This is a genomic window from Ruegeria lacuscaerulensis, from assembly GCF_013034745.1.
Classification (GTDB): domain Bacteria; phylum Pseudomonadota; class Alphaproteobacteria; order Rhodobacterales; family Rhodobacteraceae; genus Ruegeria; species Ruegeria lacuscaerulensis_B.
In genome coordinates this window covers 1-21,347 of sequence record NZ_WQGP01000011.1, presented here as the reverse complement: position 1 = coordinate 21,347, position 21,347 = coordinate 1, and the positions used below count along the sequence as shown (strand labels likewise).

24 protein-coding genes are annotated in these 21,347 nt (G+C 58.0%); 17 read left to right on the top strand and 7 right to left on the bottom strand.

From position 1 onward, the window contains the following. Positions 1-48 precede the first annotated feature (48 nt). The 8 genes from GOV79_RS19530 (at position 49) to petA (ending at position 7,660) form a co-directional block, all read left to right on the top strand. The gene (locus GOV79_RS19530; protein ID WP_331252139.1) at positions 49-771 is read left to right on the top strand and encodes a TVP38/TMEM64 family protein; all 723 of its coding nucleotides are present in this window, start codon (positions 49-51) and stop codon (positions 769-771) included. Further along, positions 768-1,136, top strand: a complete 369-nt coding sequence (locus GOV79_RS19525; protein ID WP_157054266.1) for a hypothetical protein — start codon at positions 768-770, stop codon at positions 1,134-1,136. The genes GOV79_RS19530 and GOV79_RS19525 overlap by 4 nt, the downstream gene beginning before the upstream one ends. Positions 1,137-1,220: 84 nt before the next feature. Beyond that, a complete protein-coding gene (locus GOV79_RS19520) occupies positions 1,221-1,580 on the top strand; it encodes a hypothetical protein (protein ID WP_152460765.1) in 360 nt (119 codons plus the stop codon). Between the two features lie 132 nt (positions 1,581-1,712). Then, a complete protein-coding gene (locus tag GOV79_RS19515) occupies positions 1,713-2,762 on the top strand; it encodes a YncE family protein (protein WP_170417931.1) in 1,050 nt (349 codons plus the stop codon). A 132-nt stretch (positions 2,763-2,894) separates the two neighbouring features. Continuing rightward, complete coding sequence (locus GOV79_RS19510) at positions 2,895-5,180, top strand: copper-transporting P-type ATPase (RefSeq protein WP_170418025.1); 2,286 nt, start codon at positions 2,895-2,897, stop codon at positions 5,178-5,180. Further along, positions 5,177-6,511, top strand: a complete 1,335-nt coding sequence (locus GOV79_RS19505; RefSeq protein WP_255612171.1) for an APC family permease — start codon at positions 5,177-5,179, stop codon at positions 6,509-6,511. The genes GOV79_RS19510 and GOV79_RS19505 overlap by 4 nt, the downstream gene beginning before the upstream one ends. Next, complete coding sequence (locus GOV79_RS19500; protein ID WP_170417934.1) at positions 6,508-6,786, top strand: DUF2933 domain-containing protein; 279 nt, start codon at positions 6,508-6,510, stop codon at positions 6,784-6,786. Before GOV79_RS19505 ends, GOV79_RS19500 begins: the two co-directional genes overlap by 4 nt. A gap of 325 nt (positions 6,787-7,111) precedes the next feature. Beyond that, positions 7,112-7,660 carry a ubiquinol-cytochrome c reductase iron-sulfur subunit gene (petA, locus tag GOV79_RS19495; protein ID WP_050605700.1) on the top strand — a complete coding sequence of 183 codons (549 nt, stop codon included), beginning with the start codon at positions 7,112-7,114 and terminating at the stop codon, positions 7,658-7,660. A 292-nt stretch (positions 7,661-7,952) separates the two neighbouring features. On the opposite strand, the gene GOV79_RS19490 is transcribed toward petA, so the two are convergent. Both GOV79_RS19490 and GOV79_RS19485 read right to left on the bottom strand, forming a co-directional pair. Further along, positions 7,953-9,203, bottom strand: coding sequence for an MFS transporter (locus GOV79_RS19490; RefSeq protein ID WP_170417937.1), 1,251 nt, complete (start codon positions 9,201-9,203; stop codon positions 7,953-7,955). After that, on the bottom strand, positions 9,190-10,218 hold the full coding sequence (locus tag GOV79_RS19485) for a lysylphosphatidylglycerol synthase domain-containing protein (RefSeq protein ID WP_170417940.1): 1,029 nt from the start codon (positions 10,216-10,218) through the stop codon (positions 9,190-9,192). The genes GOV79_RS19490 and GOV79_RS19485 overlap by 14 nt, the downstream gene beginning before the upstream one ends. 89 nt (positions 10,219-10,307) lie before the next feature. On the opposite strand from GOV79_RS19485, the gene GOV79_RS19480 reads away from it, so the two are divergent. Together GOV79_RS19480 and GOV79_RS19475 are read left to right on the top strand one after the other, a co-directional pair. Continuing rightward, a complete protein-coding gene (locus tag GOV79_RS19480; protein WP_170417943.1) occupies positions 10,308-10,721 on the top strand; it encodes a heavy metal-responsive transcriptional regulator in 414 nt (137 codons plus the stop codon). A gap of 284 nt (positions 10,722-11,005) precedes the next feature. Beyond that, positions 11,006-11,482, top strand: a complete 477-nt coding sequence (locus tag GOV79_RS19475; protein ID WP_170417950.1) for a DUF411 domain-containing protein — start codon at positions 11,006-11,008, stop codon at positions 11,480-11,482. A gap of 211 nt (positions 11,483-11,693) precedes the next feature. Here the strand turns inward: GOV79_RS19475 and GOV79_RS22410 are convergent, their stop codons facing one another. Together GOV79_RS22410 and GOV79_RS19470 are read right to left on the bottom strand one after the other, a co-directional pair. Continuing rightward, on the bottom strand, positions 11,694-11,912 hold the full coding sequence (locus GOV79_RS22410) for a GDCCVxC domain-containing (seleno)protein (protein ID WP_237215937.1): 219 nt from the start codon (positions 11,910-11,912) through the stop codon (positions 11,694-11,696). A 4-nt stretch (positions 11,913-11,916) separates the two neighbouring features. Then, complete coding sequence (locus tag GOV79_RS19470; RefSeq protein WP_170418031.1) at positions 11,917-12,240, bottom strand: hypothetical protein; 324 nt, start codon at positions 12,238-12,240, stop codon at positions 11,917-11,919. A gap of 145 nt (positions 12,241-12,385) precedes the next feature. On the opposite strand from GOV79_RS19470, the gene GOV79_RS19465 reads away from it, so the two are divergent. Beyond that, a complete protein-coding gene (locus GOV79_RS19465; protein WP_170417953.1) occupies positions 12,386-12,805 on the top strand; it encodes a MerR family transcriptional regulator in 420 nt (139 codons plus the stop codon). Between the two features lie 263 nt (positions 12,806-13,068). Here the strand turns inward: GOV79_RS19465 and GOV79_RS19460 are convergent, their stop codons facing one another. From GOV79_RS19460 to GOV79_RS19450, 3 genes are all read right to left on the bottom strand, one after another. Then, the gene (locus GOV79_RS19460) at positions 13,069-14,022 is read right to left on the bottom strand and encodes a LuxR family transcriptional regulator (protein WP_170417956.1); all 954 of its coding nucleotides are present in this window, start codon (positions 14,020-14,022) and stop codon (positions 13,069-13,071) included. A gap of 187 nt (positions 14,023-14,209) precedes the next feature. Continuing rightward, a complete protein-coding gene (locus tag GOV79_RS19455) occupies positions 14,210-15,499 on the bottom strand; it encodes a helix-turn-helix domain-containing protein (protein WP_170417959.1) in 1,290 nt (429 codons plus the stop codon). A 367-nt stretch (positions 15,500-15,866) separates the two neighbouring features. Next, positions 15,867-16,325 carry a hypothetical protein gene (locus tag GOV79_RS19450; RefSeq protein ID WP_170624892.1) on the bottom strand — a complete coding sequence of 153 codons (459 nt, stop codon included), beginning with the start codon at positions 16,323-16,325 and terminating at the stop codon, positions 15,867-15,869. Between the two features lie 419 nt (positions 16,326-16,744). Here GOV79_RS19450 and GOV79_RS19445 point away from each other — a divergent pair, with 419 nt between their 5' ends. The 6 genes from GOV79_RS19445 to GOV79_RS19420 form a co-directional block, all read left to right on the top strand. Further along, a complete protein-coding gene (locus tag GOV79_RS19445; protein ID WP_142638830.1) occupies positions 16,745-17,101 on the top strand; it encodes a hypothetical protein in 357 nt (118 codons plus the stop codon). A gap of 48 nt (positions 17,102-17,149) precedes the next feature. Beyond that, positions 17,150-17,563, top strand: coding sequence for a thermonuclease family protein (locus GOV79_RS19440; protein ID WP_170417964.1), 414 nt, complete (start codon positions 17,150-17,152; stop codon positions 17,561-17,563). A 462-nt stretch (positions 17,564-18,025) separates the two neighbouring features. Next, entirely contained in the window at positions 18,026-18,709 is a 684-nt protein-coding gene (locus GOV79_RS19435) for a lytic transglycosylase domain-containing protein (protein ID WP_331252774.1), read from the top strand. Further along, complete coding sequence (locus tag GOV79_RS19430) at positions 18,706-18,987, top strand: HAD family hydrolase (protein ID WP_152460685.1); 282 nt, start codon at positions 18,706-18,708, stop codon at positions 18,985-18,987. The genes GOV79_RS19435 and GOV79_RS19430 overlap by 4 nt, the downstream gene beginning before the upstream one ends. Before the next feature lie 3 nt (positions 18,988-18,990). Continuing rightward, positions 18,991-19,269, top strand: coding sequence for a VirB3 family type IV secretion system protein (locus tag GOV79_RS19425; protein WP_152460684.1), 279 nt, complete (start codon positions 18,991-18,993; stop codon positions 19,267-19,269). Next, on the top strand, positions 19,262-21,347 hold a 2,086-nt coding region (locus GOV79_RS19420; RefSeq protein ID WP_170791382.1), incomplete at its 3' end, for a VirB4 family type IV secretion/conjugal transfer ATPase. The genes GOV79_RS19425 and GOV79_RS19420, both read left to right, overlap by 8 nt.

Sequence of the window (21,347 nt, the reverse complement as noted above, 5' to 3'; positions counted from 1 at the left end):
ATGTCATAGGAGGAACGAAAGCTGGAGGGCCTGCACAGCAATAGCCGTTTGGTTTTCATCGCGGTTTTGATCGCGTTGCTGATCGCCACCATCTGGTTGTGGCTGTCTGGCGCGTTGGACGCAGGACTATCGCGCGAAGTCATTACTGCGTGGGTGGATTGGGCCGGCCCGTTCGGACCCGTTGTCATCATCGGCTTCATGACAGCCGCAGTGGTTGCCAGCCCAATCCCCAGCGCTCCGATCGCTGTCGCTGCCGGGGTGGCATATGGGCATGGGCTGGGAACCGCATTGGTTGCTATCGGAGCGGAGTTGGGGGCGCTGCTGGCGTTCCTGATAGCCCGTTGGTTGGGGCGCGACGCGCTGCGCCAGTGGTTCGGCGACAAGCTGGACTTGGGGTTGCTTGGATCGCAGAATGCCCTGATGTTGACCGTGTTCACCAGCCGCCTGATGCCTTTCGTTTCTTTCGACATGGTCAGCTATGCCGCCGGTCTGACCCGACTTCAATTTTGGCGGTTCGCACTGGCCACCTTGGCTGGACTCCTGCCGGCCAGTTTCGTTCTGGCCCATCTGGGCAGCCAGATTACCGAAACCGCGACAGGCGGCACCAGCCTTGCGGTTATCGGGCTTGGGCTGTTGACGGGGGCGCCACTTATCTGGTTGGCTTGGAAACGCAAGATGCCTGTTGGCTCTTCAGACCACGAATTGAGCCAGATCAATGCGACCGGTCCAAGCGGCCCTAAACTGTTGGAGAATGGAGGAAACCCTAAGTGATCCGCGCACAATGGATATCAACTGCGACACGGACGGCCCGAGCCATGGGCCGGCTGCAGGTCCTGTTGATCTGTGCGTTGGTGGTTTCGATGCTGATCTCTGTTGTGCCGTCCCATGCCGGGCATGACATCGCGAAGGCCGCCACCCAGGCCGAGCTTGTGATCGATGACAGCGGTGGGTATCCCGCGTCTCATCCATCAGAAGAATTAGACTGCTCAGTGCACCCGGGCTGCTATGCGATGGCAGTTATGGCGGCACCTGAATTGCTCTCGATGCGTATTGCTACGCCCGTGGCGCCAGAACGGTTCCGGCCACGCGCAAGCCTGCCGGTCGCACCACTACCACATCCGCCAAACCTGTCCTGAACGTGACCGGCAATGGCTCCGGAATCGCTCCGGGGTCTTGCCCAAGCCGTTGATTGCGGCCCAACTCAGTTCAGGACACTTACCATGCTTACCATTCTGTACTTTTTCGTCACGGGCGTGGTGCTATTCGCACTGTTGCGCCTGACCTGTGGCCCCTGTGTGATGGGGACACAAGAACATCATCCCGGTGTTCCGGTGACAACCCTTGGCTGGGCGCTCAGCCTGTTTCTGGCCGCAACCTACCTGCTGTGCGTGGCCTTTGACCTGATCTTTCCAAGTTTTGCCATGTACCGGGCTTGGATCGGCCTGATGCCCGGAATGACTTGGCTCAGCCTGCCCTCATTCCTGTTGGGACTGTTATGGGCGTTTCTCTACGGCTGGTACGCCGCGTTGCTGTTCGGCGGACTGTTCAATGTCTTTGCGGCTCGCACAAAACTCAACTGATTGAAAGGACAAAGCCATGAAGGCCATCGCTCTGACCCTGCTTTTGACGCCCTTCCTGATGGCCGTCATCTACCGGATTTTTCTGCACGTGCCCGCCAATGCGCGCGTTTCAGTTGACGAAAGGAAACCTAAATGACCCTGTTCAATCTGGCCGCAGGCCTGTCCGTCGCAGCTTTGACTGCGCCTTCGCTCACGCTGGCGGCAACCGTGTTCATTCCCGAAGGCAGCGCGGACTCGGTTCTGGTGATCGACTCCGAAACCGGCAAGACCGTCGAGCGGCTGCCGAGGCTCGTGGCGGTCCATGGGCTGGCCGGCGCGCCCGGCTTTAAGTACCTGGTCGCGGGCAGCTACGCAGAAACCGAGGCCACAACGCCACCAAAACCCGAAGGTATGTCCAAGGATGAACACGCTGCGCACCACGCCAAGCGCGATGTCACTGCGTTGCCCAAAGACAAGGGGCGGAGCCTGCTGACGATCCTTGATGCGGAAACACGCGAGGTCGTCCGCCAGATCGAGGTTCCAGGTGCGGTGCATCACACTGCGGTGTCGCCCGACGGGCGGTTCGCGGTGGCGACCCATCCGGGCGGTGACGGTATTTCGATCGTCGATCTCGATAAGCTCAGCTTCCTTGGTTTCGTAGCAACCGGGCCAATGCCCAACTATGCGGTATTCGCGCCTGACGGCGACAGGGTCTATGTCACCAATACCGGCAATGGTACACTTAGCGAAGTGGATGTCGTCAAAGGCTTCGTCGTACGCAACATGCCCGTCGGCGAAGGCCCTGAGCATCTTGTACTTAACGCCACCGGCAGCGCCGCCTTCGTAGCCGACAGTGATGGTGGCAAGGCCTTCCGCGTAGATCTTGCCAGCGGTTCTGTCACCGAAACCTATGACATTGGAGGCGAGTTGCACGGGATCGGCCTGTCCGACCGCGAGGGCGTACTGTTCGTGGCCGCCAAAGGCACCGACCGGTTGTTGTCGATTGATCTTGCTACGGGCAAACAGCGCTCGACCAACCTGTCACCGGCACCTTATCACCTGACGACCATACCGAACTCAGGCAAAGTGATGGTATCAAGCCGAACCGAACCGAAGGTCTGGATCGTCGATCAAGTCAGCCTGACGGCTATTACCGAAATGCCGATACTGGGTGAGGGCCACCAGATGGTTGTTCTGCCCTGAAGGACTGTGCCCGGCATTGCGTAATTAAACGGCTCTACGACCAAAGCTTAAACCAGGGAGCAGAACATGACAGAAGACCACGACATCAGAATCCACGCGAACGGCCCGACCGAGGTCGCTTACGTCTGCCCCATGCATTCTGACGTGCGTCAATCTGGGCCCGGCGACTGTCCCAAATGCGGGATGCACCTTGTGCCCGAGGGCGAGGTGGATGCGCATGCGCATCACCACCATTCCGCGCATCATGGCGCGACGGACGAGAACGGTGAATATGACATCGTTCCGACAGGCTATGACGGACCCGTATATACCTGCCCGATGCATCCGCAGGTGCGGCAAACCCATCCCGGGTCCTGTCCACTCTGCGGCATGGGGTTGGAGCTGGAAAGCGCGGCGATGGTGGACGAGGGGCCGAACCCGGAACTGGTGGATTTCACCCGGCGCCTATGGGTAGGTGCGATTCTGACGCTTCCACTTTTGGTTTTCACGATGGGCCCCTACGTTGGGCTGTCTGGTGTGCGAGAGATTTTTGGTGAGCGAACAACCCTATGGATTGAACTGATACTTGGCACTCCGGTTGTTCTTTGGTGCGGTTGGCCATTTCTGGAACGAGGGTGGAATTCGTTTCGCACCATGAACCTGAACATGTTCTCGTTGATTGCCATGGGGGTTTCGGCCGCGTGGCTGTTCAGCGTTGTCGCCGTATTGATGCCCCACATATTTCCGGACGGTTTTCGAGATTCAGAAGGCCATGTTGGGGTCTATTTCGAAGCGGCCGCAGTTATCGTTACACTTGTTCTGCTCGGGCAGGTGATGGAACTGCGGGCACGCGAAGGCACAGGAAAGGCAATCCGCGCTTTGCTGGACATGGCCGCAAAGACCGCCCGCATTATCCGCCCTGACAGCAGTGAAGAGGAAATTCCGCTTGAAGAAGTACAGGTAGGTGACCGCCTTCGCGTACGCCCCGGCGACAAGGTGCCAGTAGACGGCATTGTACTCGAAGGGCGCTCATCTGTTGACGAAAGCATGATCTCTGGCGAACCGGTTCCGGTCGAAAAGGTACAAGGCGAGCCGGTCACAGGGGCCACAATCAACGGCACCGGTAGCCTTGTGATCGAAGCAACCCGAGTGGGCTCTGACACAATGCTGTCCCAGATTGTCGAAATGGTGGCCAACGCGCAACGCTCGCGCGCACCAATTCAGAAATACGCTGACAAAGTGGCGGGCTGGTTTGTACCGGCGGTCATAAGTATAGCTGCGCTGGCCTTTATTGCATGGGCAATTTGGGGACCGGCTCCGGCGCTCTCCTACGCCTTGATCGCAGCGGTGTCGGTACTGATCATAGCTTGCCCGTGCGCGCTTGGCCTGGCCACTCCGATGTCGATCATGACGGCCACGGGGCGCGGGGCGCAGGCCGGAGTGCTGATCAAAAATGCCGAAGCGCTGGAGCGGTTCGAGAAGATCGATACTTTGATCGTCGACAAAACTGGCACGCTGACCATGGGCAAGCCAAAGCTTGTGGCTGTATTACCCGAACCTGGCCATGACGAGGTCGAGGTGCTGCGGCTGGCCGCAACGCTGGAGAAGGGCTCGGAGCACCCGTTAGCTGAGGCAATCGTCACAGGAGCCGAGGAACGTGGCGTAGCCCTGTCCGACGCCAGTGACTTCGAGGCGGTGACTGGTAAAGGCGTGAAAGGCACGGTGGATGGCCGCCCCGTCGCGCTCGGCAATCTGAAACTGGTCACCGATCTCGGACTCGAGGCGGCCGAACTGACGGCCAAGGCCAATGCGCGTCGGGATGACGGCGAAACGGTGATGTTCGTGATGCTTGATGGTTCAGTGGCGGGGTTGGTCTGCGTCGCCGACCCGGTCAAGGAAACAACACCAGCCGCACTCAAGGCGCTGCACGAACTGGGTTTCCGGATCATCATGGCGACTGGCGACAACGAACGCACTGCAAAGGCGGTGGCCGAACGTCTGGGTATCGATGAGATTCGAGCCGACGTACTGCCCGAGGACAAGGCCCGCATAATTCGCGAACTGCAGGAGAAAGGCGCAAAGGTCGCCATGGCGGGTGACGGAGTGAACGACGCACCCGCGTTAGCGCAGTCCGATGTGGGCATCGCCATGGGGACCGGTGCCGACGTGGCGATCGAAAGTGCAGGCTTCACGCTGGTCAACGGAAGCCTTGATGGCATCGTGCGCGCCCGTAGGCTGGCCCGCGCTACCATGCGCAATATCCGGCAAAACCTATTCTTTGCCCTGATCTACAACGCCTCGGGCGTTCCGGTGGCGGCGGGTCTTCTGTTCCCGCTTTTCGGCATCCTGATCAGCCCGATGTTTGCGGCCTTCGCTATGAGTGCTTCATCGATTTCAGTGGTGTTGAATGCGCTGCGATTGCGGGGGGCGAAGATTTGAGCACGCACGAGCATAGTACCCACGGCGCCAGTGGCGCGCTGAAGCCCGGATCAATCTCGCTGACCGGAGCCGTCGCCATGGGGACCGGCGTGATGATTGGCGCTGGGATCTTTGCACTTACCGGACAGATCGCCGGGCTGGCGGGGCCATGGTTTCCGCTGTCCTTCGTGGTCGGGGCCGTGGTGACGGTTTTCAGCGCCTATACCTATATCGCCATGTCCAACGCCTGGCCCTCATCAGGCGGCATCGCCATGATCCTGACCAAGGCATATGGGCCCGGGGCGGTTGCGGCGGCGGCCTCGCTGCTGATGGCACTGTCGATGGTGATCAACGAAAGCCTCGTCGCGCGTACTTTCGCGACCTATGCGCTCCGCCCGTTCAACATCGAGAGCGGACCGCTGGTGTCTTTGGTCGCTGTTGCGCTGATCGTCTTTGCCTATGCGGTGAACCGGTCGGGCAACCGGTCGGTGGGGTTGTGGTCGATCATCATGTCGGCGCTCAAGATAGGCGGGATCGCAATATTCGGCATCGCCGCACTTTGGGCTGCGGGCGGAACCTGGCAGGTTCAGGGCTCGGAACCGGCCGCGCCGCTGGGGTTCGTCGCCTCGGTAGCCCTGTCGATCCTCGCCTTCAAGGGCTTTACCACCATCACCAACAGCGGGGCCGAGATCGTCGACCCGCACCGCAATGTCGGGCGCACCATCATGATCTCGATCGCGATCTGCGCGGTGGTCTACCTGCTGGTCGCCCTTGCCGTCGGTGTCAGCCTGCCGCCCGAGCAAATCCGCGCGGCGCAGGACTATGCCCTGGCCGAGGCTGCCAGGCCGGTGCTGGGGCAGGGCGGGTTCTATCTGACCGTGGCGCTGGCGATGGTGGCGACGGCCTCGGGGCTGATCGCCAGCGTTTTCGCTGTGTCCCGGATGCTGGCGATGCTGACCGACATGAAGATGATCCCGCACAGCCATTTCGGCATGACGGGCAGCATCCAGTCTCACACGCTGATCTACACGGTCGTGATTGCGGGCCTGCTTGCGGTGTTGTTCGACCTGTCTCGCATCGCCTCGTTGGGGGCGTTCTTTTACCTGGTGATGGACATGGCGGTGCATTGGGGTGTCTGGCGACGCTTGCGCGGTCAGATCAAAGCCCGTGGATGGGTCTTGCTGACCGCCCTGGCGCTGGACTGCGTAGTCCTGACCGCGTTCACAATACTCAAGCTGCGCTCCGACCCGATGATCGTAGTATATGCCGTTGCTGGCATCGGCTTGGTCTTCGTCTATGAGCGCATCTTTCTCAAACAATGGATCATCGAAAAGGAGACAAATCAGCTATGACCCAATCAAATTTCGACGAAACCCGCGCCACACAGGAGACGACCGAAAGGGTCAGCTCTGACGTAACGGCCGAAGCGCCCAAAACCGAAGATCAGACGGCCAACGGTGCCAAGCGTAATTGGCTCCCGGTTGTCATTGCGATCGCGTTGGGCGCCGCTGTTCTGGGCTGGGAATACCGCGAGACACTCTATCCTTTGCTCAGTTCTCCGTTGCTGTTCTTGCTGGTCTGCGTGGGCATGCATTTCTTAATGCATCGCGGCCACGGCAAACACTGAGAACGGCGCCCTGTATGGCTGGCGGCTTTGCGGCAAGAACACTGCGCAACAAGGAGCAGCAACGGCCAACTGATCAGAACAAATTTGTAACCCAATAAGGAAGGGAAATTGCCATGTTAGCAAATCCAATTCGGAGAGCAGCAACTGAACTGCACCTGACGGCCGGTGCACTAACTGTAAAGGCATTGCACGGTGACACCGACGAAGATCACTCTGATGAATAGGGAATGGGGCATCGCGGTGAAGAAGAGGACCAAGGCGACTGATCCACCTCGTCCGAGTCCTATCATTCGATGAACCCGTCCTGACGCACAGGAGGAACAATATGTCTGAATTTTCTGAAAGACAGGCACCTTCAGAGCCTGAAACTCGGCGCGATTTCTTATACTTCGTCACCGGCGGTGCCGCCATCGTGGCCACGGGCGCGGCGGTCTGGCCACTTGTTAACAGCATGAACCCCAGTGCAGACATCTCCGCCCAAGCCGTTGTCGACATAGATCTTGAAGGTGTCGGACCAGGAACGAGGATCACTGTTAAATGGAAAGGCAAGCCGATCTTTATCGACCACCGGACTAAAGAGCGGATCGCGCTGGCGATAGCAGAAGACGATGCACCAATGATCGACCCGCAACCTGACGCCGAGCGCGTACAGCGACCGGAATGGCTGGTAGTTATTGGCGTTTGCACCCATCTGGGATGCATACCACTCGGGCAGGGCGGCAGCGAACCCACCGGAGACTGGGACGGTTGGTTCTGTCCGTGTCACGGTTCACATTACGACACGTCTGGCAGAATTCGGAAAGGCCCCGCGCCCCGCAACCTCGATCTGCCCCCTTACGAGTTCGTCACCGACACACGGGTCAAAATTGGGTGACGGCGCGGTGAACTTTGTTCAGAGGCGCGTGCCTCACCAAGTTCGTTTGTCAGTCCTCGAATATCCCTCGATCAGCGCCGCGATGCTATGTGGCGGAATTCGACATGTACCCCGCTTTCTGGAGTTTTCGAGAAGAGACCTCGCCGTCATGTTCTGAACGGAACAATTCTAATCGCTGCGCTCAACGTTTTCTGCTTCGCCCATGTTTAGACATGCCATCTTGCCTTTTGACAGGATCGCATCTGAATTGCGGGTTGAGAGGAAACGCTTTGGTCCTGAACAAGGTGCTATTTCAACCCCGTGTCAGCCGCGCGGCGATCGCGACCTGTCCCAGCGCGGCCAGGATCGCAGCGATGAACACGGCTTCGATGGCGATCATGCTGACCACCACACCGCCCACAAGCGGCGCCAGCGCCGCCGGGGCCGCAAAGCTGTTGAACCACGCGGAATAGGCCGGGCGGCGGTCGTCGGGCGAGATCTCCAGCAAATAGCCGAGATAGCCGATGGTCACCCCGTTCATCATCGCGCCGATCAGGAAGAACAGCACCGCGAAACCGGTCAGCCCCGAACCCGTGACCACAAGCAGCAAAACCAGCACCGGAGGTCCGAGACGCACCAGTGCCACTATCCCCAGCAGGCGCAATTTGCCCGCCTGGTCTCCGATGTGGCCCCAGAGCGGATTCGAGGCCAGCGCGCCGACAGTCTGCGCCGCCAACAGCGTTCCGACATCCGCCGCCCCGAGGCCGCTGCGGCTGGCGGCAACGACATAGAACGGCAACGCCATCAGCGTCGCTGCACCAAGCCATTGGAAGATCAGGAACAGCCGGAACCGGTGGTCCTGCCGCAGCGTCGAGAAACCTTCGCGCAGAAATCCAGACAGATTGGCAGGACGGTCCCGTGGCGCCCTTGCAGCGGTAGCGGGCTCACCCGCGGAGACAAAAAGCGTCGCAGAGACGATCATCAGCACCGCGCCGAGCCAGAAGATCAGCGCATAGGCCCTGAGCGGCGGCATCACGTCGAGCGCGTGTCGCAGAAAGCCCGCCACCAGAACCGCCAGAACACCGCCGCCGAAAAAGCGCCAGGCCAACATCCGGCTGCGGCGCTCGGACGGGATCGCCCGGCCGACGATGTCGTTGTAGGGCACCGCGACCACGCCGCTGACAAAGGCATAGACCGTCCACAATCCCAGCATCCCGAGCGCCAGCGGAACCGGAGGCCAATCGACCTGAGGCCAGTCGGCCCCCCACCACAGAAGAATACCGATCATCGCGACCGTGATCGCCCGCCCATAGGCACCAAGGGCGTAGAACGGCATCCGCCGATCGGTGCGCTCGGCGAGGTAGCCCACCGCGAACTGGGGCAGCAGCCAACCAAGACGCAGGACCGTGCTGGCATAGCCCACGGCCAGCGCGCTACCGGTCAGCATATGCACCAGACTGGCCACCACCGTCGCGCTGTCCACCGCCGCCGACCCGCCCTGAAACACCGCACCAGCACCGGCGATGCGCCAAAATCTCGTGTCTTCGGGATTACGCCTTGCCATTCGCCGCCTCTGCCTCCGCCCGGGCGCGGCGGATGTCGATGCCGCTCTGCCACAACACCGTCAGGCCGATCCCGACCACCAGAAGGATCGTCAGCACATAGTTGAACAGGATCATCAGAAGGGCGGTTTCGTCCGGAACGCCAAGCACCTTGAGCGCGAACCCCGCCCCAAAGACAAAGCTCGCCGGGATGCGCACGAAACGACCCAGAACCATGGCGAACCCGGCAAACACCATCAGGAACAGGTAATCCCACGCGCTCAGCACCACGCCAACCGCCAGCCCGGCCCACAGGAAATGGGTTGTCGCCACCAGCTTACCCGCAATGGCTGCGGCAATGGCGGCGACGCGGCGGGCCCGTGCCTGTGGCCAGACGATCCCTTCACCGAGCGCGGTGCGCAGATACGCGCCATCGGCCCCGATGCGGGCGGCAGCCCAGTCGAAGAGTCGGCAGACCAGAGGGTCCTCGCTCAGAAGTGACGCGCGGAACCGGAACAGAACCCAAAGCAGGCTGCCGAAAAGCATCAGGTTCAACAGGCCCGCAACGCTCAATCCCAGCCGCAGGTCACCCTCGATCTGTGGAATCTGGCCGGCGGCGGCCACCGCTCCGGCAAAAAGGGCGAAAACGACGCCGTCGAGGAACCGGGCGATGATCGCGGTTGCAAGCACGGTCGCCATCTTCAAGCGGTCGAGCCGGGCAACCAGCCAGGCCCGGACCAGCGGGCTGATGCCGAGCGGGACAAGGACATTTGCGCCATAACCTGCCAGTAGCGCCCCCGTCAGCCGCAGGGTGCCGACGGGTTTCACGTCGAACAGGATCTGCCGCCACTTCCAGCCGCTCATCAGCTGCTCCAGCAGGATGGTGGCGGCAAGAATCGCGATCCAGAACATGTTGGCTCCGCGCAGGCCCTGCAGAAACAGCGCAAAATCGAGGCTGCCGTAGAGCGCAAACACCAGATAGAGCGCCAGGGCGGAGCCGAATATCGGCAGCAGCCACCGTTTCAGGAAGGTCCGCATTTGACATCCTCGCAACTACCAAGACCTCAATGTTTTAACCTCCGTATCATGATACGGTGTCAAGATGACGGTGACGGAGGGAGACCGCGATGCAACCACTCAAGATCGGCCAGGCCGCGCGCGAGACCGGGATAGGCGTCGAGACGATCAGATTTTATGAAAAGAAGGGCCTTGTCACTCAGCCGCCGCGCCCAATTGACGGCGGCGCGCGGGACTATGGTGGTGACACGCTTTGGCGGCTGAAATTCATATCCGGCGCTAAGAAGCTCGGATTTTCGCTGGCAGAAATCGCGGAAATTTTGGAGTTGCGCACGGCACCAAATACCGAGTGCGTCGCGATGCAGGCCAGAGCGCGCAAAAAGCGGGACGAAATTCAGGAACGGATCGAAGGGCTTGCACGGTTGAGGAACAATCTGGACGAGCTGATCGCGGCGTGTCCGGGGCGTGGTGGAATTCAGAACTGTTCGATCGTGGGCGCCATAGAACGCAGCAGTGAGAAATAGGCGCAATTCCGGCCTTGAACGGAGGGTAGCGGCGTTGCTTGCGAACCGGGTTATTGCCAAGCAGGACCCAGAACGGCAGGTGCAGCGAAAAAAGGAGAGCGAGGGTTCCGCTTCCGAGCAGAGTTTGCGCCAGATCATTGTGAGAAATCCCTGCGTCGCCCAGAAAGCCATATCTGATGAGTGTCGGAGGGTGACGGACAAGTCGGCCCTGTAAATGCGGTCCAGCTTTTATCCTACCGGTGCGATTTTATATCGGTTTAAGACAAGTTTACCCAAGAGGGAACATGACAATGAATAACCTGAGCCGCCGCCGCTTGATGCAAGGAGCCGCGGCAATTGCGTGCAGCGCGGCGCTTCCCGCCTTCGCGAAAACCGGTCCCTCAATCCATGTCCTGAAGGATCCGAATTGTGGGTGCTGCGGATCGTGGATCAAAATCATGCGGGCGGAAGGTTTTGAAGTAGGCGTGGAAAACAGTGCTTGGGAGGCCTTGAACGCTTACAAAACCGCCAATGGGATTCCGGAGGGCATGATGTCATGCCACACGGGTCGCGTGGAGGGCTACATGATCGAAGGACACGTCCCATCCGCTGACATTCGGCGCCTGCTGGGCGAACGCCCGAATGCTGTCGGACTGTCGGTTCCGGGAATGCCTTTCGGCTCACCGGGCATGGGGCCGGAAAGTGAACGCGAAGCCTTCGACGTCTTTCTGATCCGCAAGGATGGAACCACAGAGGTGTTCGCCAGCTACCCGGCCGCATAATTTCCCGATGGCGCTGGCAAGATCCTGACAAACACGGCGCTCGCTTCTGCTGCCTGGTTTACGTGACATTCTTCACGGCAAACCAGTTGATCCGTGACTTCACGCCTGCCTTGTCCTACCGGGCAAGTTCCAGCCTACGGTGAAAAAATACCTGCGTCCGCAAAGCCTGATGACCGGCTTTGCGGACAAAACCGACATCCCGGTCGCCGTATCAACCGCAGCATTTGTCGCCCGCCTGAATTGGCGGGCATGGGGCCGATCCGTAGGAACAGTAGACGCAGCAATCGCCGGGAAGTGGCTTCAGGACTTTTCCGCAAGATGTGCATTCGTAGAACCACTGGCACGCGTCTGTTGGCATCGTTTCAGGCCTTGAATGTCCACATTCCGGGCAGATGATCGTGCTGACAAGGTTCGGGTGCTTTTCACTCATGGCGTCACATCAAGGTTATCAGGAAATCATTTATTCGGATTTCGTTGAGCACGATAACCCAAGCGATGGCCGTCAACGCAAAACTGCCTGTCAGCCACCATTTGAAGCGGTCGAGCGAACCACGGCGATACGCGACGATGCCAGAGAGAAACAGCAGGGCCGTCGAACCGCCGAGCACGTAATAACTCGCGGCGGCGATCTTGCCGAATACGGCCAGCCAGCTCCCTCCCAAGCCAAGCAAAATCAAGGCCATCGGCAAGATGCAGCAGGTCGCAACGCCAAGTGCGGTAAACGATCCAAGAAAGCTTGCGCCAACAAACTTGCTCATGGTCAGCTTTCTCCGGCTTTGACGAACTCGAGCGGAAGCCGGTTCGACTTCCTCGATTTTTGCTTCGCGCGGTATGTGAAATTCGACATCATGACCGACAACATGCACCCTGTAGTAGCTACAGGTTCAAGGGAAAGGTCATCACATGATTGCGATTGGCGAAGCGGCGAGATTGACCGGTCTGTCGGTCGAGACGATCCGCTACTACGAACGGGAAGGCATAGTCGAGAAAGCCGGTCGAACCGCCTCGGGACGCCGCGCATACACGGAACGGGAAATCTCCGAGCTCAGATTCATCAAACGCTGCCGCGATCTTGGCTTTACCATTCAGGGTGCATGCGCACTTCGCGAATTGTCCAAAGCGCCCGAGCAAGCTTGTCGTGACGTCGAAGACGTCGCAACAAGACATCTCGACAACGTCAGGTCAAAAATCGCCGCCCTCCAACGGTTGGAGCAAGCACTGGCAGAACTTGTGCAGACCTGCACCGAGGGTACGGCCTCATGCCCCCTGCTAACGGCGTTGCTCAACGAGCCTATCGCCAAAGAAAAAATAAACGACACCTAATTGCAACGCCCGGAAAGGATCGAATCTGGCCAACTCAGTTTGCGGAAAGACTACAATGCGGCTCAAATCCGGCTCGCTCATCATTACCCACCCCATGCCCGAACTCTCTGCCTGTCCTCATCGCAGGCGAGAGTGACATTCCTGAATTGCTCATGGGTGACATTTGAGCTTTGCGGCTACAGATTGCGGAAGCATAAGTGAAATTATGTGAAACTTGCCCCTGCTCACAATTTTGCAAATCAAGCGGTGCACGTGGGCCGAACTCAGAGATGCCTGATCCACACGCATTGATCCCGGTTGGGTCCAAGTTCTTCGAGGATCCTTTCAGCATCCAGATTGAAGTCTTTGGCAATTTCCTGGACCTGAACCGCCTGAAAGCTATCCAAGTTCCGCACCGTTCGACCATCTTCAAAGGTGATCAACTCGTGTGATCTTCCAGACCAACGCACGATCCCGCCGCAAAGGGTCTGTCCTTCAACATCCGCAAGTTCGGCGACCGGGTCGGCAAAGAAATCGGTCCATTTAAGAATACCTGTGCTGACAGCTCTCGCCACTGCTTGTTCCGTTGTCCGGCACTTGAGTTTTGTGACGATCGAAGACGTCAAAGCATGCACCATCCTGGAGGAGAGCCCCGTCTGGCCAGCAACTACGGATGGGATCAATCCTGATGCGAGCATCTTCAGAACATCCATCTCCTGATCGGACAACGCATCCGTAGGAAAGTTGAAAACTGTATCAATCACATCGAGCGCGAGTAGATGCAGGACCTGCGCTTCGTGGCGAAGGGCAGGGAGCATACTCCCGACCAAGGCGTCCCAGTCGGATCGGCGCAGGTTGGAGGTAACCGTAAAGACACCACGCTCCCCAAACGGATTGATAACCGGAATGGATAGTCCGTGCTGACCCACACCAAATTTTCTCGCTGCATCGAATAGCGGTGCGTGTTCACGCTGATCATCAAACACAGCCCAATCAATTGGTGCGATCATTGCGGCGCCAAACCGGATGAGGGGATCGACCAGGACCATGTCGTTGTCGACGTAGTGCCTGACCCATTCGGCCGGGAACGTGGTGCAGCCGTGGACAACGTTGTGATGCTTGTCGATATGGGCGTAGGACGCATTCTCCAGTCCGAACCTCGAACAAATTTCCTGAAGGCGCGCCTCCCCGGTCTGCCTGAAATCCAGTTCAGAATTGCCAATGTCCGCGATTTTCATAGATCGTCTTTCTGTTCCGCGTTGCCGTCGAGGCCGCTTAGCAACCTAAAGCTGAACAAACCACTCGGGAATTCCCGTAGCCAATCATGCATTTGAATACAGTTCTGTTCTGGAGGCGGAAACGGAGCGAAAACCTGCCGATGAGACACATGAATTGGAGAAGCTGGCGGCTCATAACCCGGCACGGCTAAAACCCGCTGCAGTGATCTTGCGGAAGCCCGTCTTCCTCCTCTCGGGCTCTACGCGCCAAAAGCCCCATGAAACTGGAAATCAGGTTCAGTTCACCGCGCTCATCTGCGTGCACCATACCGCGCAGATATCCGCCCGGATTAACCACTGGCGGCAACCGTGGATCGCTCAGCCTCGCGTCTGTGATCAACCCGGCCAGGATTGCACCCATCACGGTCAATCGGTCAATCGCCGTACGCCAAGCCGAGGCATTGGCGCCGATCTCCGACAATCGCGACCAAACGCCGGTCTCAATCGCGTAGAGCGACGGGCTGGAATTCTGATCTCCGCCACCCGCGATATCGATATGCATGCGCAGCTCGGGTGAGGCCAGTTCATATAGGATGCGGTTATTCACCCGCGGTAGTTTTTGGGCCTTGCGCGATGCCGTATCTGTCGGATGATTGCTTTCTAAGCAATGCGGAGGGCCGTCAGGCCCGGAGCCGGAACAATCTGGTTCCGAGGCTTTTGCCGAGGACATTGAACTCTCGCCATCGGCGTTACAGGACAGAATTGTTTCTTCAATTTGGTCTTGTATATGGCACCCGAAACAAGCTTCGGGTTCACCCGAAATTTCACCGGGTTTTGCGACATGCTCTTCGATCCGGCTCCAAAGGTCGTAAGCCGCCTGAACATGTAGCTTGAGCGCCTCCAGCGTCATGTATTTCAACTTGTCGGCGCGCGGCCAGGATCGAAGTTCCTCCTTCATGCCTTCCAGACTTTCAGGAGGGCAGGGGAGTAAGAGAAGCACGGCCAGACTATGTTTCACATATCGGTAAAGCCGTGATCGATCCCCGCGCAGCTCGTCCTGTTCTTTCTTCTCGGCCTTGCTGCGCACGTCCGCGTCGCGCATCTCGGGAATGAGGTTCAGGGCAGGGGTCAGGAAGAGTCCAAGCTTCTTGCGCTTACAGCGCGCGCCATTTGCGCCAAGCCTGCGTTCGATCAGACCAATCCTTTCCAGCTCACGTTCGTGATTGTGGATTGTCCGATCTGTCACGCCTCGCCCGGCAATGAGGGTTTCCTGGCGCGCGTAGCAAAAGGGTTCCTGAGACGGGTCTCGAAAAGCACATGGCGTAATCATATCGATGATGATCTCTAAGGTGCGAATACACTGGGCTGATGCGCCTCTGATCTGCGCATATCCCACGCAGAGCTGACGTAACCTGTCACGGTTCCAGCCCTCAGGAAGGCCGTTGTGAAAGCGAATATTATCGTGGTGATGGGCGGATGCGATCTGCCGAAAGCTCATGGATTTGGCCTCATTTGGCAAAGGTCAGTGTTGATATCGCGGCTTCGCGGGGCAGGGTGTTCGGAATGGTTCAACGGTCTCATGGTCTGCTTCTCATTGGGGAAGCAAGGCGGCTCGAACCTCAGCAAAAAGACACAGAAAAACCGTTCGCACAGATGCGTTTGTCCTTGTCAGTAATTTTGGAGTTTCCTATAAATCAGGTGATCAAACGTGACTTAAGAAGATCCCCGCTGAGGCCCCGCCTTGCGGGGGTTTTTGTTTCTGGGATTAAGTTTTTCCTCCGGGCCAATCGGCCTGGTTTAAAAATGCAGCTGGCGATTTTTGGTGGCATAGCCAGGAGCAACGCGTTGTACCGCAGGTCAGCACCTCAATATCGGATGAGTTCGTAGTCGCTGAACCCGAATGTGTCGGTCCACTCGACGCCAACGCCGCGGAAGTAGCTGGGAGGTTCACAGCGATTGCCCAGTGGCAGCCAGTAAGGGATTGGGGCAGGAGCGCGCTCGGACCAGCGAAAATTCGTATTATCGTCGTAGGTGCCAACCACAAGATCAAGCGAACGCTCGCAATCTCCCTCCCTTGAACGACGGCGATAGCTGTAGTGGCGCACATCCCAAACCCTGATGGATCTCACAACGTCGAAATCGGAAGAAGAAAGATCGACGCTGATCGGGGTGGCTTGGAAACCGTCACCGTATTGGCCGTGATGTGCATCGATCCTTCCTATCGAGATCGCTGCGTCTACCAGTATTGGCTTAGCGGTGTCATCCGATGGAAGCTCTGGAACTGGGCTAGCACTGGTGCGCTTGATGGCTTCCAACCGTTCCATAGGACCCAAGTCCGAGGGGCTGTGTGACGTATTCATCGGACAGCGCCAGAGTTGAAGCGGCGGTTCGACCGGGTAGGGTGTGATGCGCCGAATGAACTCCGCCTTGGCTGCGACGCAATCAGCCGAACTTGGCCAACCCCCGGCGAGGCAAAGGAATATGGCACAGTCAATTGGATAGGCACGAGCCTGCGTGGCTGGCAGTGCAGCGAGTGCAACTGCAAGGGCCTTCGCGCGAGTTCGATTTCCGGATTTTGAGTGTTTCAAGATGGTCTCTCCTGCTTGCGAATCGCCTAAGCAATATCCGGCCAATATATTTCTGACAATCCAATATCGTATATTGGCGGGTTTTCTTATATTGACGTAGATTGTGTTTTAGTCCACAACTTTTGGATGTAGAAGACGGCCCATAGGGGGTCGTCATGGCGGACAACAAGAGACAATACACTGTGGTAACCATCGAGATGGTCCGGGGCCTGAAAGAGGATCAGGTTCCCTTTACATGCCGCTACGAATTTATCGGACTCGCTTCCCTTGGACGACCTAAGTACCACTGCATTTACAGCTCGCCGAACTATGTCGGGGCCTTGTGCAAGTCGAAGATCTCTCGAGCGGGCGCTGAGCCCAGAGAGTTCGATCTTTGGCCGGGCCTCTTCAAGCATCATCAGGAATTTGGTGATGGGCGCATTCTCTGCGTCAAATCAGACTATACGATCGAGTCGATTACCCCAGAGGGTCTCGAAGCAGCTCAGGCCCTGGACGCGAAATCCAAAACCTGATCGGTCACGTTCGAGAACCCGGCTCATCAAAATGCTGGGGCAGGGCGCATGAAACGGCTCTTGTTTCTCAGCGCTGCACTCGCGTCCTTGTTCATTGCTGCAGTTTGGATTGAACCAGCTAGGAAAACAAAGACTCTCGGCGCATCCGAGGTGATTGCCGTTGACGGTGACACGATCGACCATGGTGACGACCGATACCGGCTTATTGGGTTTGATACGCCTGAGACATTCCGGGCTCAGTGCGATGCTGAGAGAGCTTTGGGTCTACGAGCCAAGGACCGGCTGACGGAGCTCATCAACTTCGCGGGCGTAATTGAACTTGAGATTGAGCTGCACTTTGACGTCCACGATCGCTTCTTGGCGCTTGGGCGCGTGTCTGGACAGAACGTCGGGGCCATCCTGATTTCTGAAGGTCTGGCGCGCCCGTACTCGGGTGGCAAGCGCCAGTCCTGGTGCGGCTGAAAGAAAGGATAAAACAACGATTTATGACAGCAGAGAGAAACGACTAAGCAATAAGCAGTCCTGCCGATTGCGCCAACAATCGACAGGACAAGAAACGCCCTTAATCCATCCGGGCATTCCTCCAACATCAAGAGAGAACTGTACTATGGTAAAAACAGTAGTCCGAGATGCCGGTCCTAGATTGGGCAGCACCGCGACAGAGTCAATGGGTGCAAACCTAGACAACGCGTCTGCACCTCCGATCCCTTAGCGCTGTCTGACGATTGAGGCGCGCGGGACATCCGAACGTTCCAGCCAAAACATCTGACTAAGAGATCCGAACCAGACATTGGTCTTTTGCGGCGCCACTGAAGGTTCAGTGCTGTGTCCCAGCACCCGATTCCCCACCGCTCAGATGACCTGAAGTCGACCCCATAATAGTAATTATGTAAAAACTACTGACCTAATTTGGAGGACAAATTAGTGACCAGCTCCATCAAAAGCTTCACCGATAACAGATGTCGGATCAACGCCGTTTGGCCGTTGTTGGCGTTCTTGACGGCGACTTTCGGAACGGATGTCTGTGCCCAGGTCATTGAATACGAACCTGATGGAAGCGTGTATCTAAACGGCATTCGCGCAGAAATCGTTGATGGCGTCGTTCGTCCAATCCGGATGCGTGAATACACGCTTAATGAAAAGCCGGAAGCACCAACCCCCAAACCGCAGGCAAAGATCGAGATTGCGGGCAAAGCACCGCGGCCTCGCAGATCCTCGGGCGGCTGGTCGCAAGAGCGGATCGTCAAAGAAATCCATGCAGCGGCAAAACGGCACGACATTCCGGCCGAGTTGTTCATGGCACTGGTCTGGCAGGAAAGCCGGTATCGCGCTGATGCTCTGTCGCCCAAGGGTGCCTATGGCTTCGCACAGCTCATGCCCGGAACGGCGAAAGACCTGGGCGTGAACCCAAAGAACCCTGCAGAAAATCTCGACGGTGGTGCCCGCTATTTGGCGGCGCAGTACCGCGAGTTCGGAACCTGGAAGCTGGCGCTTGCCGCCTACAACGCCGGGCCTCACCGCGTCGTCGAATACGGCGGCGTCCCCCCCTTCACCGAAACCCGCAACTACGTGCGGATCATCCTAAGCAAAGTGAGTAAAGACCTATGAAAAGAACCCACTTCTACCAGCAGATGGCGTTTTTCGCGATCACTGCGTTCATCATCACCGCAGCGCCCGCCTCCGCTGGCTGGCTGCAAGATGCCATTGGCGATTTCATCAACGAAACACTGGCCGACTCGAAGGTCGTTGGCGTCAGCCTTGCCGCTGTCGGCTTCATCTGGGGCTGTCTCGCCTATGTGTTCGGCTGGGGTTCGTTGAAAGGCCCGGTAATCGCTATCGTCGTCGGCGCTGTTATCGGCCTCGCTGATACATTCATCGGAGGCTGATTGATGCCGCGCCGCAATACGGTCTTTCGCGGCCTGAGCCGCCCCGCAGAATGGGGCGGCCTACCCGTGATCTATCTGCTGGTGATCCTCGGGATGACCATGCTTTCGTTCTTCATGTTCGGGATAGCGCCAGCAATCATTGCGGGTTTTGTTTTCTACACCGGGCTTCGCCTCTTTTACGAATGGGAACCGGCTTTCTTCCGCGTCCTGTCCGTAACCCTTTCCAAAACTCCGCGCACCAAAAACCGCCAGCATCATGGGGGAGATTACTATAGTGCCTAAGCCTGCTGCACAGGATTTGTGGACCCTTGCCCGCTCGTTGATCGAGCCGAGCTGGCGCAAGGATGAAATGAGCCTCTTTCAGATGTTGCCTTATGGCTATGTCGTGGACGATGAGGTTATTTCCACACGCAACGGTGGCCTTATCGCCGCTGCAGAAATCACCGGAATCAATGCAAACACGCTGGACGAAAACGAGTTCGAGTTCCTGGCCGAACGGTTTGAGCGTGTGTTGCGCACAACACCCAATGAGGTGGCATTCTACGTTCATCGACTGACCGTCCCGGCTGAGACGGGTCATGTCATCACAGATCCAACCGGCTTTGCCGGTGCAGTGGCACAGGCCATGCGCTCAGCTTCCGTCGATGCAGAGCTGAAAGAACGCAAGATCATCATCAGCGCCATTCTGCAAAAGCGGCAGGATGAGCGGGCAAAACAGATGTTCGGCATGTCGTCTGGAACGATAGACGAGGAACGCCGCGAAATGATCGAACAGCTCGACGGTGTTTTCACAACACTGGCGGGCACGCTGGGCGAAAGCCGGGTGCGCCGGCTGAAGCTCAGCGAGGGGCGTTGGCTCGGCTATTATGGAATGCTGTTGAACGGTCGGTATCAGCCGATCATTCACACGAACATTGCAGAACCCATCGCCTTCAACATGCCGCAAGAGGATGTGCTGTTTCAGGGCAAGACCGGCAAACTGGTCACGGGCGACGATCAGGAACGCTCCATCCGTGTCTATTCCCTGAAGAATTACCCGATGGCTTCGTTCCCCGGCATTTTCGACGGGCTGGACCTGCCGGTTGATGTTGTGATTTCGCAATCCTTCCTGCCGATCAGCCGCGCCCAGGCGCAGGAAATGGAACGCCGCAAGTCGGGACAAATGCGCTCGGCAGGCGACAAAGCGAAGTCGCTTGAAGAAGATTTGTCCATTCTGGCGGACGGCATTGCCTCCGGCACCATGTCACTCGGCAAGCACCACCTGTCGATCTGTGTGTTTGGGAACGAGGAAGATCTGAAAACCGCCGAAAAACACATCATCGGTGAAATCCAGATTTCGGGCGGCACGGTCAAACGCGAAGCGATGTCGGCGCGGTCGGTGTACTTCGCGCAGCACCCCGGCAACTTCGCATTCCGTCCTCGTGAAGAACTGATCACGGACCAGAACTTTGCGGACATGGTTGCGTTCCACATGCGCCCTAAAGGGTTGGATGCGGAAAAGCTGCCCTGGCCGGGGCCATTGGCGACTTTGCCGACAACGCACGGGGACAGCTACGATGTTTCGCTGCACCTTCCCAAGACCAGCAAAGACGCTGAAAACCTGCCCTCCGGCCACACAATCGTTCTGGGGCCGAACGGATCGGGTAAAACTGTGACCGCGATGCTGCTGGCGACAACGGCGGTTGCACAGGGCGCGCGGATCATCGCTTTTGACAAAGACCGGGCGATGGAGGCCCCCATGCGTGCGCTCGGCGCACAGTACACCCGCGTCCGAGTTGGTGAACCAACCGGCATGAACCCGTTTCAGACCGAGACGGATGAGGCTGGGCAAAGCTGGCTCGCCAATTGGGTCATTGCCCTGTTGAGCTATGACGAACCACTGACCACCGATCAAAAGGATGAAATCACGCGGGCTTGCCAAGCGAATGCCACTTTGCCGCCTGCGCTTCAGAACTTCGATTCATTGGTGGAACGGTTCAGAGCCTTTGACGATGACAAGAACCTGTACAAGCGTGCAAGTGAATGGGCTGGCGAAGGCCGCTTGTCCTGGATGTTTGGCGAGGGTGGCTCAGATCCGTTTGCTGCTGGCGCCCGTCATCTTGTTTTCGACATTTCCGAGGTTCTGGATGACGAGTTGGTGCGGCTGGCATGGATCAGCTACGTCATGCGCCAGATCGAACGCCGCTGCGCCACCAAGATACCCACTGTCTTTGTGATTGATGAAGCATGGGTAATTGCTGGCAACCCTTATGGCGCTGGCATTCTCATAAATGCCTACACCACGTATCGGAAGCTGAACGTCATGATGATGATGATGACGCAGATCCCCGATCACCTCCTGTCGTCGGCGGCAAGTAAGT